This is a genomic window from Sphingobium sp. TomTYG65, from assembly GCF_055395525.1.
In genome coordinates this window covers 934,448-951,796 of sequence record NZ_AP027331.1, presented here as the reverse complement: position 1 = coordinate 951,796, position 17,349 = coordinate 934,448, and the positions used below count along the sequence as shown (strand labels likewise).

The 17,349-nt window shown below is 66.6% G+C and carries 6 protein-coding genes; all 6 read right to left on the bottom strand.

Annotated features, from left to right (window positions below; translation table 11 throughout):
• Positions 1-113 precede the first annotated feature (113 nt).
• Positions 114-4,082: an LVIVD repeat-containing protein gene (locus tag ACZ5Y5_RS18105; RefSeq protein WP_464810807.1), complete on the bottom strand. Its 3,969-nt coding sequence runs from the start codon at positions 4,080-4,082 to the stop codon at positions 114-116.
• Entirely contained in the window at positions 4,082-5,920 is a 1,839-nt protein-coding gene (locus ACZ5Y5_RS18100; RefSeq protein WP_464810806.1) for a hypothetical protein, read from the bottom strand. Before ACZ5Y5_RS18100 ends, ACZ5Y5_RS18105 begins: the two co-directional genes overlap by 1 nt.
• A 2-nt stretch (positions 5,921-5,922) precedes the next feature.
• On the bottom strand, positions 5,923-7,845 hold the full coding sequence (locus ACZ5Y5_RS18095; RefSeq protein ID WP_464811604.1) for a heme-binding protein: 1,923 nt from the start codon (positions 7,843-7,845) through the stop codon (positions 5,923-5,925).
• A gap of 47 nt (positions 7,846-7,892) precedes the next feature.
• The gene (locus tag ACZ5Y5_RS18090; RefSeq protein ID WP_464810805.1) at positions 7,893-9,281 is read right to left on the bottom strand and encodes a multiheme c-type cytochrome; all 1,389 of its coding nucleotides are present in this window, start codon (positions 9,279-9,281) and stop codon (positions 7,893-7,895) included.
• A 79-nt stretch (positions 9,282-9,360) separates the two neighbouring features.
• The gene (locus ACZ5Y5_RS18085; RefSeq protein WP_464810804.1) at positions 9,361-15,549 is read right to left on the bottom strand and encodes a histidine kinase; all 6,189 of its coding nucleotides are present in this window, start codon (positions 15,547-15,549) and stop codon (positions 9,361-9,363) included.
• A gap of 2 nt (positions 15,550-15,551) precedes the next feature.
• Positions 15,552-17,333: a ShlB/FhaC/HecB family hemolysin secretion/activation protein gene (locus ACZ5Y5_RS18080; protein ID WP_464811603.1), complete on the bottom strand. Its 1,782-nt coding sequence runs from the start codon at positions 17,331-17,333 to the stop codon at positions 15,552-15,554.
• Between the last annotated feature and the right edge of the window lie 16 nt (positions 17,334-17,349).

The following is a 17,349-nucleotide window of genomic DNA, read 5'->3' as shown; positions in this document are numbered from 1 at the left end:
TTGGGCATGATAGCTCTTCCCGCTGGTTGAAGTGCGATCCTGCCCTTTCTTGCGGCGGAGGTGAATTTATCTTTGCTGATAGCCAGGAGCCGGACCCGACAGCGCTGCCCCACTCACCGCAAAAGTGGCGGCCTCCACGCCCTCATGTCCACATCGTCGCTGACCTTGTAGGGCACGCCCTTCCCGTTCAGGAAGAGCCGCTCCATCTCCGGCCGTGTGAAGGGCCGTGATCCGATGCGGCCGAACACCGCGATCTGGCCGCCCGTCTCGTCGACCGCCCGGTCGCGGTCCAGCCCCTTGGATAGCGCGACGGCGGGCGTGGGTGTTCTCGCCCAGGCGATCAGTTCGGGCTTGGGCGCGGGGGAAAAGCCGTAGAAATTGGGCTGGCTCGCGGGGCTGGTAAGCTGGATCACCTTCATGCCGTTACGCCCGTCCGCGACATAGGCGAACAGCGACGCGTTGGTCGTACCGACGATCACATCCTCCACATCGGTCATCTGCCCGCCGAACGTCTCCTTCCGATAGACACTGGGCCGCAGCGGACTGGTGATGTTGACGATCGCCAGCCCCTCGCCCTTCGCCGCGACATAGGCATAGGTGCGCGCCAGATAGATGCGGCGGGCGTCCTTCAGCGGCACCGTCGCGGATGGCACCGCCACCGGATCGGTGAGCTTCGTCACATCGAACAGCTTCAGCCCCTCCGCATCCGTCACCCACAGATAACGGAACTGGATGGCGCTTGCGCGCGCATCCTTCAGCGGACGCACGGCGGCAAGGCGCGGATGCAGCGGATCGCTCAAATCCACGACCACCAGCCCCACCTCAGCCGTGATATAGGCGATCTGCCCCGCCAGCTGGATATGCCGCGCGCCGTTCAGCACGCCATCCGGGTTCCAGGTCACGGCGCGTTTCAGGAAATTGTTGCGGAACTCGCCATCGGCCATGGTCTCGATATTGACCATGATCAGCCCTTCGACGCTGTCCGTCACCGCGGCATAGCTGTAGATCGGCAGGAACGCCTGCTCCTGGTTGATCTCGCGCAGTTCCTTCGTGTTGCGCAACGGATTGATGGGCTGGTTCGTGGGCAGCGCCATGCAGGTCGCATTCTTCGTCGCGACGCCCGTATTGTGGCCGAGCTTCGAGAAAGGCCCGCTCACCACCGGTTCGGAAAAGCCCTTGTTGGCGATCGACGCGACGTCATAGACGCGGAAGCCGCCCTTGCCCTCCGCGACAAACATATATTCGCCGCGCAGTTGCAGACAGCCGACGCGTCCCGCCGTGCCCTTCACGACATTGCGGAATTCCTCGACCGCCTGCGTCTCGCCCGAGACCTTCTTGTCGAAGGTCTTGCCGCGGACCCAATTTTTGAGCTCGCGGCCATTCTGCTCGACATGCATCTTCCAATAATCGGGATAGGCGTATTTCTGGAGGTAACTGCCGATCACCGCCTGCGGTTCGTCCCATTCGGTGACACGGATCGCTTCGAACCCGCCTTCCAGCCCGGTCCAGGCATTCAGCCCGACAAAATTGACGAAGTTCGTGCCCAGCAACAGCAGCTGCGACATGATCGCATTATTGTCGTCCCTCGCCGACAGATGGCAGTCGGAGCAGGTCTTCGTCTCCGTCCGTCGCACCGTATGCGGGAAGTGCGGCGCGAAAGCCTGGGACGAGAAGCCGATGCCCGAAATCGGCGGCTGCTGGATATAGATGCGTTCACGGTTGATGTTCGTCGATGACAGCACCAGCGCGGAGGTCGACCTGACGGGCGCAGTCTCATTCCCCTTGGTCGTCATATGCTTGCCGAGCTGGAACATCTCGTCCCGCGCCACCTGCGGGTTATAGGTGGCGAAGTTGCGCGTCTCTTCGCCATCGAAATGGTGCAGCGTCGTCTTCCAGTTCGCCTCGATCGGCAGGTGACAGCCGCCGCAACTGGTCGTCCAGCTGAGGTGACAGGTGAAGCAGGCCATATTGTCATCGCCATGCGCGCGGTCTTCCTTCGCGACGCCCGGACCGAAGGCGAAGCTGCCATCCTCTGCGCCCGACCGGCTCATCAGCTTGGCGCGCGCCGCCTTGGCGTTGAAATGCGGATTGGCGGGATCGACCGAGTCCTTGACGAGGCTCACCTCCCACTCAAGGCTCGGGTCCACGATCGACCGCTGGATCAGCTTGCGCCGCCCGCTCGCGTCATAGAACCATTCGAACCGCCGCTTCCCGTCCGGGTTGCGCAACAGGGCAAGGTTGGTCCCCTTGGGCGGCGCGGCAGGGCCAGAGGTCAGCAGCGTCGGATAGGCGTCCGCCGTGCCATGGCAATCCTTGCACCCGATCTCGATCGCGTTCGCCACCTCGCCATAAATGAAGCCGTTGCCATGGCTGTCCTGCGCAAAATGGCAGTCCGCGCATTGCAGCCCCTTCTCGGCATGAATGTCCATCAGGTGCACCGACTTGCCCGGATTGACGCCGGGCTGGACGAACTTGCCCTCGCCCTTTTTCCGCCACTTCTCCGGATCGTCGTTCGACACGACCTTCCCGTCCGCGTCGAGCAGATTGCCTTCCCGGTCGCGCTTGAACACGCCGCGGAAGTTCCAGCCATGGCCGTGATAGTCGGCGAACTGCGTATCCTTCGCCTTGTCATTCAGGTCATAGACGTTGCGCAGGAAATCGAGGTCCGACCATTTGCCGCGCGGCCCCGCCCCTTCCGGATTACGCTCCAGCGTCTGGTGCACTTCCGCCGCCGTGGGATATTTCTGCTGCTTGGGCCACATCAACGGCGCGTCGGACTCATAGTCCCACATGGTGTAGCCGAGATAGCTGTTCAGGAAGATATTGGGCTGGTGCATGTGGCAATTCATGCACTGCGCGGTCGGAATGGCGCGCGTGAATGTATGGCGGATCGGGTGCCCGCTTTCCTTCGCCGCCGCGATCGGATGATCGGGCTTCTCGTCATGCGCGCCCTTCAACGCGCCATGTTCCATCTTCGAGGCGATGGTCGGATCGACCGTGGCCGTCTGCCCGTCGCGCCCATATGGCGCATAGATCAGGCTATGGCGCGGCTCGCGGTCATTGGCATAAACGACATGGCATCCCGAACAGCCCGAATGGCGATAATCGCCCGGCTGATCATTGGTCCCCATGAACCACATATAGGGGTCGTTGAGCCGCGTCTTGTGCAGGTTCAGCACCGGGATCGCGACGCGCAGGCCTGTCCCCGGCCCCCGGCTCGATTGCTTGAGGTCCGGCCGCCCCGGTTCCTCCAGCCGCTGGATCGACCCGGTCGGATTGGGCAACCCGATCTCGGCAAACTGCGTGCCGATATTGCGCCCGCCTCGCTCGAACACGCGGAAAATATCGCCCGGCGGCGTCACCTGCCAATTGGGCAAGGGATAGAGTTCGCTAAGCGCCCCGCGCGCCTTCTGCTCCGCCGTCAGCGTGCCCGGCGGCGATCCGGGCGACACGATCTTCGCAGGCTTGCCATCCTTGGTATAAGCCTCGCCGAAGATGTAGTTCTTGAACGGCACGATGCCATTATTATAGGCCGCCCCGCCCCACAGCATCGCGCCCGACGCCATCAGCGACCGCTCCGCCGCCTCGATGGTCTGCATGTGGCACGACCCGCACGCCTCCCGCGCGACGCGATAATCGCTCGGGTTCACGAAGCGCACAAACTCCGGCGCTTCCCGGTTAAGCAGCGTGTAGGTGCGCTTGGGATTGGCCGATGAAGGATAATGCCAGCTTCCCGGATAGCGCGGCAGCACATGCGCCTTGTCCCGCGCCGCCACATAGGCCGGGTCCTCGAAGCCGTGCGAAGGATCGCCGCGCACCGCCGGATCGCCGCCATGACAATCGACGCAACCCAGCATCACCGCGGGCGTCGCGTGCATGCTCGGCTCGTCGGTCTTGGTGTGGCAGCTGTAGCAACCGTCCGACTTCACCGCGACCTGATCTGCCGTCTGGCTCATCGGCGCGGGCGGGGTGACGCTATAGTGCCGCTCGACCGGCTTCTCCGCATCCGACGCGTGAAGGATCATCACCGGCACCGTCAGCGCGGCGAAGATCAGCAACAGGAAGGCGAAGAACGGCCGCATCAATAACTCAAAATCAAATTGCCGAGCACCGAATAATATTCACGGTTGCGCTCGCTATTGGAAAACAGATCGCGAAATCCCGCGCCGGGCAGCAGGGTCGCGCCGGAAAGCCGGAACACGATATTCTGCGTCGCATGCGGCCGCCAGATCGCGGCGGTGGACAGGTCCCAGCCGATCGATTTGGGAATGCTTCCCTCATTCCGCAGCGCTTGCAGCGTCGCGGTATTTTCAAACCACAGATGGTTCGCGTTGGCCGACAGCCGCAGTTCCGGCAGCACATCGAAATCCGCCCCCGCGCCCAGCAGCATCGTGCCGGGATTGTTGAAATTCGACTGCCCCTGCTCCTTGGACGATCGCAGCGAGTTCAATATGCCGTTGCGCCCATTGATCCCGATGACGCGCCCCCCACCTGCGAAGGGGATGGTCTGCCTGATCCAGTAGCTCGTGTCCGCGCCCGCAAAGACCGGATTCTCGAAGATCGCATCGAAGCCGGTTTCGCGGTTGTCATGCGGATCGCCGTCGGCGCTCGCATAAAGGCCCGACAACCGGAAGCGCATCCAATCCTTGTCGATGCTCGCTTCGCCCGCCGCGAAAAACGCCCTGATCTGCGCGGGTTTCGATGTAAAGAAGCTGTTCCGATCCTCCCCCAGCGCCCCGTAGATCGACGCCGTCAGGTTGATCCGTCCGATCCGCCCATCGGCATTATAGCCGAGATAGACGACATCATAATCCCGCCCGCGCAGGTCGCCCAGCAGGGCTGGCCGCACCGGAAAGCCATTATCGTCAATCTCGATCCGCCCCGCCTCGCGGTTCATATTGTAAACGGCGGTGATCTGGCTGGTCAGCCCCGGAATCAGGAAATCCTGCCGATAAAGATTGGCCAGGAACACCCAGTCCCGGCGCGGCGACTGCACCACGCTGTTGAGGCCGCTGTTCGTGTCCTTCTCCAACCGCCAGAAGGCCGCGAGGTTGAACTGGAACCGGTTGTTGTCGCGATTGCCGAACAGCCGGATGCCAAGCTGCTGATCGTTGAACAGGAAGCCGCGAAAATCCGACTGGAAAGGCTGGATGCCCACGCGGATCGACCGGAAGTCATAGCGGTCCGACGTGTTCGCCAGATGATAATCGACGAACAATTCCTGCACGCCCAGAAAATGGTCGGTGCGGTGCGAAGGCTTGGACGGCTCGACGAACAGCACCCGCCGTTCGGGCACATTCACATGGTTGATGTTGTAGGCGAGCGTCAGGCGATATTCGATCTCCGGCGGCTTGAACGCGGTCGATCCCTTGATCAGCGCCACGCCGCCGATGAAGGTTTGGCTCAGCACATAGCTGGCGTCCTTGCCGAACACATCGATGCTGCCCGGCCGTTCCGTCGTCTGCACGCCGACGGGAATGGGGAAGGTGCGCGGCTCGACCACGGTATCGCTCACCGCATTGGCGACCAAGAACCAGTCGTCGCCCTTGATCGGCAGCCACTTCGCCTTCTCGCGGTCGATCGGCCGGTCGCCCTTCAGCGTGTTCTGGCCATAGGGATCGAACCAGCGTTCCTTGACCACGCCCAGCGATTCAATCAGCCGCCAGCGATCGGGGATCGGCACCTGATCCACCGGAAACGCCTCGGGCGGCGGCGCGCGAACTGCGCCCTTATTGTCCTGCGTCACGGCCTCAGGCAGCGGCGCTTCATAGCCCGGCCGCCGTCGCCCCTCGATCGACTGCTCATCCGCGCCGACAGCGGGCGGATTCAATATCTCTTCCCAATTGTCCGGCGGAGGCGGCGGCACGGGCTCGCCCGGCTGCGCCAGCGCAAAGAGCGGCAGGAAGGCGGCAAGCCCCATCGCTACAGCCCCTGACACACATTTTGCGACGATGTGTCGAGGAAGGGCGCAAAGGGGCAACTCACATAGCGCAGCCGCACCGACGCATTGCCCAGATCGACGACAATCTGGTCCGCGCGGATCGCCGCCGGGGCGTTGCCGAGGCCGCCCAACCGCGCGCCGCCATTATGCGCCCCCAGGAAGCTGATCATGTCATCCTGATCAATGCCGTCGCCCGACACGCCTATCGCGCCAACCAGTATATTGCCGCGATAGATGGGCACCGACCCGGGGAAGATCTGAATGCCGTTCTGGATGCGGTTGCCTGCGCCGACGCCCGTCACCGCCGAGCAGCGCTGCGGCGTGTCGGTCGCGCTCGCGCCGGTCACATAGGCGAGATGCGCGGCAAGATCGCCCACCACCAGCGCCGATTGCAGCCCGGTGGAGAAGGGATTGAACTGCCCGATGGGGCGGGAGAATGGCCCGTTCGGACGGCCCACCTCCCCATCGGGAAAATAGGGTCGCGAAAGATTGCCGTTGGCGCGGTCGGTAAAGGCATGGGTGCCCGTCAGCGCAGAGGGATCGTTCAGGAAGGTCCGCGCCTTGCCGACGAACGCCGCCACATCCGCGCTGCTGCTCGCCAGCAGATCGGGCGCGGCATGGCTGCTCGAAAAGAAAGCCGCCGTCCGCGCCTTCTGCAGACTGACGTCCGTGCCGAATATCGGCGCGTCAGGCGACCGCACGATGCCCAGCGCCGCGCCCCGCGTATCGACGACGCTGATCGTCACCTGCGCCCGGCTGTCGAGCGGCTGCCGGATCTGCGCCCGCGCGCGGCTCATGATGGCGAAGGCTTCCTCCAGCACCGCCGTCACTTCGGCGGCGCTCAGCGGCTGCGCCACATCACCTGCATCGCTGGCGGCGCGGATCGGGAAGCGGTTATTCCCCGCGCCGTCCGTCAGCACGAAGGCGTCGCGATTGGAAAATTCCGCCGCCCGCGAAGCCCGCACGCCCGAAGCCTCGGCTCCATAAGCGACACCGGCCAACACCATCGGGGCGGGATCGCCATAATAGCCGCGCACCGCTACCAGGCTCCCGGCGCTGCCGTTGATCGCGGCGAAACTCGTCGCGCCCGTCCGCAGCAAGCCTGAATAATCCGCATCCGAATAGCGCAGCGAGGTCCCGTCCACGAATATCCGGTTGGCGCGGATGCTGTCGGGCGCTTCAAAGCCGAGCGTCCCGGCAATCGCGATATATTCTTCCGGATCATTGTCGGTATCGGTCACATTGGGGTCGGACCCATAGACCCCGTCCGCCATTACCCCGATGCCGCCGACCACGACGCCATTCTTATAGAGCGGAAAGCCCCCCGGATCGGCCGCGAGCCCCAGCGGCGACCTTTTCGGCCCGATCATCGCTTGCGCACCCGATGACAGGAAGCGCGCCGACAGGTCCGAACAGGGCAGCTGACTGAACTGCACGCCGAACAGCGGACCGCTTTCAAGGCCTACCGTGCCCGGCGCGGGCGGGAAATGTTCCTGCACGATCATGCTCGCCGTGCGCGTCGAAAAGGCATTGCCCCCGCTCGACAGATAAGCGCCCGTGATCGCCTTGCTGATCGCCCCCGCTTCGGCCGGCACCGTCAGATTCTGCGCGTCGATATTCTGTCCGTTGGGCGCGGCGCTGGTCGTCGCGGTCGCGCGCGCGCCGTTCATGCGGAACACCGCCAGCACATTGCCGACCCGGTCGGTGACGGCAATCACCGCGGGCAGGCTGCGCGCCTGCGCCTCCGCGACGGCATGGCCGACGACAGTCTCGACATCGGCGACGGTCAGCGCCTCCTGCGCCGGATCGGCATAAAGCCGTGTCGCAGGCGGCGTCGGGGTCGGCGTGGAGCCGCCTCCGTTCCCGCCGCTGCCACCACCGCCGCCGCCACAGGACGCCAGCATCAATCCCGCCAGCGCCGCGAAAGCGCTCAACCTGTGCCGCAAGCCGCTCACCGCAACGCTCCAATGCTGCGCGCCGCGCTGCCTAAGGCGCTGCGGAACGCGGCGGGCTGATAGCTGTTGGGCTCCTTCACCGCCGCATAGGCGCGGTTGACATCCGCCCGGATGCCCGCAGCCGCACCCACCGTCACCTGACCAGACTTCACCATGGCGTTCAGCAGCGTATCGATCGCCATCACCGCCTGCACCGATCCTTCATAATCGGTGAAGCGTGGCGCAATCGCCCCGCCCGCAATCTCCCGCACGATGGCGAAGGCCATGTCGCCCTTCACACCGCCGCTTGCAAAGGCGTCGCCCAGCGCCCGCGCGCTCGCCGCCAGCTTGCCCGCCGCCGCGACAGCCCCGCGCCGGTCCGTCGCGATCGCCGCGTGGAAGGCCCGGCTGTCCGCATCGAACCGCCCCGCCAGTCCCGGCGCGGCCACCCGCGCCGCCGCCGACAGCAGGATCATATTCTCATCATTAAAGGGCGGCATGCCCGCCGGGATCGGGCGTCCGGGGTTCACTTCCCATGTCTTGCTCCACTCCGCCTGGTCATAGATGCGGCGGTGGCAGCTCTGGCAATCGAAGAAGTAGAATTCGGGGAAGGCCCCTTCCGTCCCCTTTGCCCCGGCATAGAGGGTCAGCGCGCGTTCCACTGCCATCGCCTGCCCCACTGCCCAGAATTTCAGGCTGTCGGTCCGCCCCTTGCGCCGCGCATAATCCGCATCCTCGTCATGATGCGCCTGCATGGAAGAAAAGAGATCCAGTTCGAAGGAAATGCGCGGATGCCCCGCCGCCATGATGCGGTGATCGACGAACTGCCCCGGCCGGTCACTGCCGAAATGGCAATCGAGGCAGACCGAAGCCCGCGCCTGTGGCCGGTCAAGCGGGATCATGCCCGCCGCGACATTGCCCGCATGGCTGGTCCCGACAGCATAGTGTGACGCGATCCATCCGCCTGCCGGGCCGTGGCATGCCTCGCAACCCACGCCGTCGCTCGTCAGGAAGCGCGCCCCCCGCGCCGCCGCTGGCGTCGAATGGCACCCGAGGCAGGCCGGCGCCGCCGTCGGATCGCCCAGCCCCAGCGTCGCAGCGATCTGCCGCCCGCGCGTGCCGGACAGCACCGCAAAGGCCCGGCTATGCGCGCCGCCCGGCGTCGAAGGCTCCTGCCAGCGCATCAACTCATCCTGGCGCACGACCTTGCCATCGCCTTCCATCCGGCCGTGGCAGGTCGATCCGGCACAGGAAGCGACACCCACAAAAGCCCGCCCGCCGGGCGCATCCGCCGCGCGCAGACCGCTCGCCCAAAGGCCGCCCAGCAGCAGCACGAACAGCATCGCCGCCGCCAGCATCATGCCAGCCGCGCGCCTGCTCATCCTGCCGCTTACAACGCCCCCCATGTCCACGCCCCCCTGCGCACCATCGCTCTTGCCGCGTCCGCCGCGCCCTTTCAATCCTGATTCTTACCGCTATTTCCTCTTATTGCGCGGGGCAGGCCTCCTCCCCCGGCTCGCCGCAGGGCCGGTCCCACAGATCCTCATTGCCCGCGCCCGTCACCGGCTCGTCGATCAACGGCGGATAGCCCTGCGTCACGATATCGCGCAGCTGGATCAGCGTCAGCGGGAAGATCCGCGTCACCGACACCGCCGGGTCCAGCAGCCCGTCAAACGTATCGCGGTTATCAAGGCTGATCCCGGTGCAGGACGCTCCAGCCCCGATGAAGCAACCGTTGATCTTCGACCCCGCGGCATAGCGCCCGTCGATCGCCACCAGCGGGATCGTGTCCAGCCCCGTCGCGAACAAGCCGCCGCCCAGCGCCAGCCGCCCGTTGATCGCGATCTGCGGCCTCCCGGTCCCGGCGATGATGGTCAGGCTGTTCGCGGTGAAGCCCCGCCGGTCGGCAAAGTCGGTGGAAAGGCTGCTATTCTGGATATAGACGCCATCGCTTGCCGCCAGCCGGATCGCCCCCGCCCGCAGCATTCCCGCGTCCAGCGCCAGCCCATCGCTCTGCGCCAGCCGCAACTCACGCGCACCCAGCGATCCTGCCGCCTGCACGTCCGCGATCGCCGCCGGCGTCGCGGCATAGATGGCGGGCGCGTCAATGCTCAGCACCCCGCCCAGCGCGCCATTGGCGTCGCTGATGTCGATCGATCCCTGCCCGGCGATCACCTGCACCGCCTGACCAGCCGACAGCGTCAGCCCGCCCTGCCCGCTCCGCCCGGTCAGCGCCACAGCGCCCTGCACGCGCAACAGCCCCGGCGTCCCGATGCTCAGCACGCCGCCGCTTGCCAGCACGCCGGTCCCGATCGTCAGGTCGCGGACGATCACATCACCGCCTGCGCCGATCGCGATGTCGCTCGCCGACACCCGGCCCAGCTCCACCGCTGACAGGCTGTAGCCAGCGGTCACATCGCCGCCGCCGATCGCCGCACCCGCCAGCGCATTGAAACGCAGCAGCCCCGCCGCATCGACCCGACCATTCGGGCCGATCACGATGTCGCTGGACCCGATCGTCACCGCCTGCCCGCTGACTTGCCCCGTCACCGCCACCAGCCCCGCCGCGTTCAGCAGCATATTGCCGCTGGCCAGCGCATCGGCGATGACCACCGCACCGCTCGATCCCAGGCTGATGTTGCGGCCAAAGGCGGAAATCGGCCCCTGCGCCACGATGTCGCTGACGGCCAGATCGCCCGCGCCCGCATCCAGCAGCGCAGAGCCAGCCGCCCTTGCCCCATTGATGCTGAGCCCCGTGGCGGAGCGCAACAGCAGGTCGCCCGTCCGCGCGTTTAGCCCATTGGCGCTGATGCTACCCGCGTCCACATCGATCGTCCCGGCAGCGACCGCACCGCCAAACACAGCCGTCGCGCCGCGCTGCTGCAACAGGCCGCCAATGTCCGCGCCGCCTAGTTGCAGGCCGCCGTTGACGATCAGGTTGCCGGTCATCACCGCATTGCCGATCTGCACGCCGCCGGGCGCGGTGAGCGTCTGGCCGCCCGCCGTCAGCGTACCGATACCGATGGTCGCAGCCGACAGCGTACCGCTGCCTGCCCCGATGGTCAGCCCGCCGCTGACCGCGAAATCGCCGCCGATCGCAATGCCGGTCCCGCCCAGCGCATTGCCGCTGGCGTCCGCCCTGTCCAGCAGCCCGCCCGACGAAAGGCTGGCGAGGCTGATATTGCCCGCGCCGCCCAGCCCGATCGCCGCCCGTCCGCCAGCGCTCGCCGCCCCGCCAGCGCCGTTGACGCTGCCCTGCGCGAACAGCCGCAGGTCGCCGCCCGCCACCAGAGCGCTGCCGCCCGACAGCGCAATGTCGCCGCCCCGCGCGAGCATCGTCAGCAGCCCGGCCGACCGCAAAGCCCCGCCCGTAACGCTGATGCCGCCCGCCGTGGTCAGCAGGATGCTGTCCGCCGCTATGCTGTCCAGCCCCGCCGACCGCGCGCCGTGGGTGATCGTGACGCCCGTACCCGAATAGCCGGTCAGCGCGCCCGCCACCGCCAAGGCGCCCCCGCCGTCAAAGGCGAAGCTCAGCGGCCCCTGCGTCGTGAAATCGGCCGTCCCGCCGACCGTGACGGGATTGCCCGACGCGGCGAAGCTGATTCCGGTAAAGCCCGGCACGACCGTCCCGCTCGCGCTCAGGCTCATCGGCCCGGCGATGCGAAGGCCGCCGCCCGCCGCGCTGCTGCTGTCGGCAAAGCTGATCCTTCCGCCCGCGTCACCATTCGCTGTCATCGACAGCGACGCCAGCAGCCGCTGTGCGCCTGCGCCTAGCACCGCGCTGCCGCCATTGGTCAGCCGCGCCGTCCCGCCGCTCGTCGGCCCGGTAACGCCGCCTGCGCCGCCCAGCCCGGCCAACCCGTCCGCGAAGATCGAAAGATCGCCCAGCACAAAGTCCGCATCGGCCGCCTCGAAAGACGCCGTCCCGCCCGCGCCCGAACCGCCATTGCCGCCGATATCGGCCGCGCCCGTACTGAACGCGACGCCGCCATTCGCACCCGCGCCGCCCTGGCCCACCGCCGTGATGCTGTAGGGCGGCAGCGTCGAAAAGCTGCTGTTCACCCGCAACCGCCCGCCATCGATGCGCAGGGTTGCCGCACCGCCGATCGCCTGTCCGCCATTGCCGCCCGCACCCGCGGCGGGACCGTCCTGCCCCACCGATCCGGCACCGCCCGTGGCATTGCCGCTCAACGTCAGCGTCGCGCCAGTAATGGCGTTCGCTCCTGCGCTGACAGCGAACAAAGCCGTGCCGCCCAGCGCATTGCCGCCATCCGCGCCCGCAACGCCAAGGCCGCCCTGCGGCCCCGCCAATCCACCCGCGCCGCCCAGCGCCTCCGCCAACACTTTGATATTACCGGCGTCGAGCGAAGTAGACGCTCCGCTCAGCCCCATCGTCGCGCTGCCGCCAAAGGCGTCGCCGCCGCGCCCGCCCGCGCCGATCTGGCCAGAGCCCCCGCTGCCGCCGAAGCCCGAAGCCGACACGCTCAGTTCATCGCTGACGCTGGTCGAGCCAAAAGCGATGTAGAGCGCCGCGACGCCGCCGGTCCCGACACCGCCAGCCCCGCCCGTGCCGCTGATCGCACCCGCGCTGCCAAAACCATCCGCGCTGACGATCAGGCTGGCGAAGCTCGGATCGACGTCGATCAGCAGGTTGGCACTGCCGCCCTGCCCCGCGCCGCCCGCGCCGCCTTGGCCAGAACCGAAGACATAAGTCTTGGTGAAACTGTCATAAGCACCGTTGATCCCGGCCAGCCCGCCCTGCCCATCGGCCTTGACCGTCAGCGCGCCGATGCTGTGGCCTTCGTTCAGATAAGCGGCGCGCGCCGTGCCGCCCACCCCATTGCCTGCCGCGCCGCCGGGCCCGTCACTGTCATTATTGCCGCCATCGCCGCCCACGCCTTCCGCCGACACTGTGATCGAAGGCGCGCTCAGCGTCCCGCTCGCCAGCGTCAGGTCAGCCGTGCCGCCGGTCCCGCCGCCGCCAACACCCGCGACATATTGCCCGCTCGAAAAATCGGTGATCACCGAACCGCCAGCGCCGCCCAAGCCCTGCGCCTGAATGCTGACGCCTTCGCTGATGTTGATCTGGCCCGTACCACCCACAGCCATCAACAGCCCAGCGGAACCACCCGCGCCTGCGCCGCCATTCCCGCCGTTCGGCCCATTGAAATTGCCGCTCAAACCCGCGCCGCCCGCGCCATTGGCCTCGATCGTGACGCCATCGGCGTTCAGCACCCCGCCGCGCGATTCCAGCAGCGCCGTGCCGCCAATGCCGCGACCCGCTATGCTCGACACCTCGTCCGCCGCGTTCGCCGCCACCGCGCCGCCGCCGATCCCGCCCGCCGCCAGCGTCAGCGATGCGATGGTGGCGCTGCCTCCGCTGATTAGGAATTGCGCCGTCCCGCCTTGGCCGATGCCCGATTGATATGGCGTGACGCCATCGCCGCATGACGGGCAGTTAATGTCGGACGTCCCGCCCTGCCCGAAGGCGTCGGCCAGCAGGCTGTCCGCCGTGAAGCTCCCCCCCGCCACCAGGAAATTGACCGATCCGCCGACGCCGTTCCCGGCATCGCCTTGATTGAGATAGAGGCCCTCGACATTCTGCGCCGAACCACCGTCCGCCAATGCCGTGATCGCGCCAAAGCGCATGATGGCGCTGCCTGCCGCTCCGGCGCGGCTTTCCACTGCGATCGCCCCGCCCAGCCCGTCGCCCCCGCGCCCGACGCTTCCGCCGCCATTGGCCCCGCCGCCGATCGCTCCCGCCTGCAGATAAAGGCTGCCGCCGATGCTGAAGTCCGCGTCCGTCGCATTGACCTGGATCGTCCCGCCCGCCGCATTCGCGCCGTTCGCGCCATAACCGCCGCTACCCTCGGCGCGGACGAAGCATTCATTGGTGCACCCGGCCACCGCCAGATTGCCACGCAGGCCGTTGGCCATGCTGGACGACAGGCTGATGCTGCCGCCCGTCCCGGTTCCCGCTACGCCGGTCGCGTCGCCCCCAAACCCGCTGGCGAAGATAGCGATGTCATCGGCCGCGATGCTGCCGCCCGCCGCCGTCACGCCGATGGTCCCGCCCGTCGCCTTGCCGCCGCTGATGGTATCGAAATAAAAATCATAATCGACATCGGCCGACGCGATCAGCGACATGCTGCCGAAACTGATCGTCCCGCCCAGCGCCCCGCTCGGCCCTGCGGCTGTCAGCGCCGATACGGTTATCGCGCCGCCGGTCGCGTCGCCAGAACTGTCGCTGCCGCCCCCGCTCGACGCTCGGGCGTTGGCGGTCAGGTCCGCCGCGCTGATCGCCCCGCCATTGGCGATGACATTGATCTGCCCACCGGTCGCGCTCCCGCCCGCCAGCACCTGCGCGTTGAAGCTGCTGGTCCCCGCCCCGAAAGCGCTCGCGTCCAGCCGCATCGATCCGATTACGCTGATCTGCCCATTGCCCGCCGCGGTTGCGCTGCCGCCATAGGTCAGCACATCTATCTTGCCGCCCGTGCCACCTGTTCCCGCGCTAAGGTCCAGATCGCCGCCGACGCTGATGCTGCCGCCCTGATCCGCGCGTAGGGTGATGGCGCGATCAGCCGTCACATCCATGTTGCCAGTTGCCGCGATTGCTCCGCCCGCGCCAACTCGCACAGTTATCTCTTGCTGCGCAGACAGGCTGACATTCGCCTGGCCTGTCGCCGTGACATTGCGAGCGCCCACCGCGCCGCCGCTCACATCATAGCCCGCCGACAGCACTACCGCGCTGCCCGCCTGGACGGCACTATCCGCCGCGTCATAGCCGAGACTGCCCGACAGTAACATGGTCAGCGCGTTATTCTTCGGCACCGCCACCATGAACACATGCTGCACCTCTGATACAGTCGCGGCAGGCCCTTGGGTCAAACCAGTATGCACGACGCCGTTGGCGTCCGTCGTCCCGGCGCTGATGCTGATGTCGAACAACCCGCCGTTGATGGTGATGTCCGCCGCTTCCGCCGCCACATAGGCGGCCGATCCGTTGACCTGCACCGTCCCGCCCTGCACCACCCGCGGCGCGACCAGCGCGACATAGCTGCCGCTCGACAGCGCTTGGATCTGTGCGCCGCTGCGTACTTCGACCGACGTCAGACCGTCGGCCGGTCCCCGGAAGCGGATTTCCCCGCCGCTGCCGTACAACCCGCCTGTCATATCGATGTCGTTACTGGTCAGCACCAGTGATCCGACGTTGAAGACGCTGGTCGGCCCCGCGACAATCCCGCCGGGCGCATAGAACCAGACTTTGCCGCCGGACAGACCGCCAACGCGGCTCTGCACGGTGCCATTGAGTTCAATTACGCGGGAGATTGGCAGGTTGTTGCCATCTACTGGCAGGATGCGATTAAGGACGGTGAAGTCGCTAAAACCGGAAAAGCTGACCGTATTCCCGCTGGGCAGAAAATCGATCGGACCTGTCCCTGTTTTCTCATCAGGCGTCCAGTCGATGACCGCCTGGGACGAATTCAGCGATACGGTATCGGTGGTGCCTCCCGAAGTCCCCTGCGAGATGAAGACGTCACCCGACACGATCGTGGGCGTGCCCTGCATTGCCTTCTGGACCTGCGCCGCGCCCGCGCCACAACCGATGGCGAGCGCAATGGCGCTAACGCGGCCGAGCAGGGTCAAGGGTGAAAATGAGCTGCGCTTCTTCATGTTCACCGCCCCCATGGCAAGATTCGTGTCGTCACCGACAACAGCAACCGGGTGTCTCCCCGCTCCGCCTGGAAACCCGTCTTTCGCAACGGCGTCGCGACGGTCAGGTCGATCCGCGCATGATTGTCCCAGGTCGCCCGCACCCCGCCACCGGCTGAATAAAGCTTTTGCGGATCGAGCCCCGCGAAATTGTCGCTCTGATGCCAGACCCACGCCGCGTCGAAGAAGAGGAAAGGCTGCAATGCGATCGCGCCCGGCCCCTTGGGCGTGATCCGTCCGTAGCGCAGCTCCGCCCCGATCCCCACGCCGCTATCGCCCGTCAATGCGCCCGGATCATAGCCGCGCCCGACCGTGTAGTTGCCCGCACTGATCTGTTCATAGGATAGCAGCTGATCGGGACTATATTGCGCTCGGGGTGCGAGCGCGAAGGTCAGTTCCGGAATGGGCCGATATTCCGCCTGCAGCCCGGCCCGCATCACGAAGGCCGAGGCATCCCCGCCCAGCTGGCTCGTCGGCACGCAAGCCGCCACATTGCCGCATGACTCGCTCGCCCCAAGCCCGGCCAGACCCTGGCGCAGCTCCACATTGCCGCCGATCCGCCATTTGGGCTCGATCCCGGAATAGCCGGCCGTGCTGACCAGACTATCGGGATCGATCATCTCGCCCTCCAGCCGCAGGAACAGCACCCGCAGCCGGTCGCGCGACAAAGGCGTGGAGCCGACGCGCAGATCCTGATCGACGACCTCCAACCCGCCGCTCGCCAGCAGCGTATGCACTTGACGCCGCACCATTGGGTAGGACAGCCCCGCCGTGGCGATCAGCGTCTTTGACGAAAGGTCCAGCCCATCGATATCCGGCCTGCTCCACGCATAGGTGAAATCGCCCGACAACCGCAGCCCGTCGCTGCCCAGCGCCATGCTGTGCCCGGCCTGCAGCACCGTCTGCTCATCAGGCTGCGCGGTATTGAAGATGCTGAGCACCGTGCTGTCGCCCATGCCGGTCAGGTCGTTGAATCGCACCCGCGCCAGGCCGCCGAAGCGCCCCACCGCCTGGCTGCCGAGATTCTGGACATTGATGTCCACCTCAACCCGGCGGCGCACCACCGTTACCTCGCCGACCACTTCGCCCGGAGCCGTCCCCGCCGGACGCAACGCCAGCCGCACATCATAGCCCGGCAGGTCGCGCGCCAGCAGCAGATGTCGCTCCGCCTCATGCACATTGAACAGCGGCTGCCCCTTCAGCGCCTCCATATGCGCCGCGATCAGCCGCTCGCTATTACCCGCATCGCCGCGAACTTCGATCGCCACAAGCCGCGCCATCAATATGTCGAAGCGGACGGTGCCACCCTTTTCGATGCGCTGCGGGGGCACTTGGACAGCGGCGAGATAGCCCATCTGCCGCAGCGCGGTCGCCGCCCGGTCGCGCACTTCGCACAGACTGGCGATCGGCACGTCGCGCCCCGCCAGATCGCTCCAGCTGTCCTTCAGCGCCTCCGGCTCGACCCCGCGTAGTCCATCGAACCGCACGGCGGCAAAGTTCACAGTCACATTGGCGAAACGCGGGTCAGCAAGCGGACAGGGGGCACGTTCGACTCCGCCTTCCACCGTCAGGCGGCTGCCCTGCGGCGCGACTTCACCCTGCCGTTCCGCAGGTGACAGTTCCTCCCGCGTCGGGGCGCGCGGCGCGACCTGCGCCATGGCCGCGATCGGCGCGACCGCGGTCAGAGCGAGCGCCAATCGCGCGCGCCGCGTGAAACTGATTGCCCCTGCCCCCAGCAAGCCCATAGACGTTCCATTTCCC

Coding starts and splice junctions, on each gene's coding strand:
- ACZ5Y5_RS18105 (WP_464810807.1), bottom strand. CDS start 4,082: ATGCGGCCGTTCTTCGCCTTCCTGTTGCTGATCTTCGCCGCGCTGACG.
- ACZ5Y5_RS18100 (WP_464810806.1), bottom strand. CDS start 5,920: ATGGGGCTTGCCGCCTTCCTGCCGCTCTTTGCGCTGGCGCAGCCGGGC.
- ACZ5Y5_RS18095 (WP_464811604.1), bottom strand. CDS start 7,845: ATGCTGGCGTCCTGTGGCGGCGGCGGTGGTGGCAGCGGCGGGAACGGA.
- ACZ5Y5_RS18090 (WP_464810805.1), bottom strand. CDS start 9,281: ATGGGGGGCGTTGTAAGCGGCAGGATGAGCAGGCGCGCGGCTGGCATG.
- ACZ5Y5_RS18085 (WP_464810804.1), bottom strand. CDS start 15,549: ATGAAGAAGCGCAGCTCATTTTCACCCTTGACCCTGCTCGGCCGCGTT.
- ACZ5Y5_RS18080 (WP_464811603.1), bottom strand. CDS start 17,333: ATGGGCTTGCTGGGGGCAGGGGCAATCAGTTTCACGCGGCGCGCGCGA.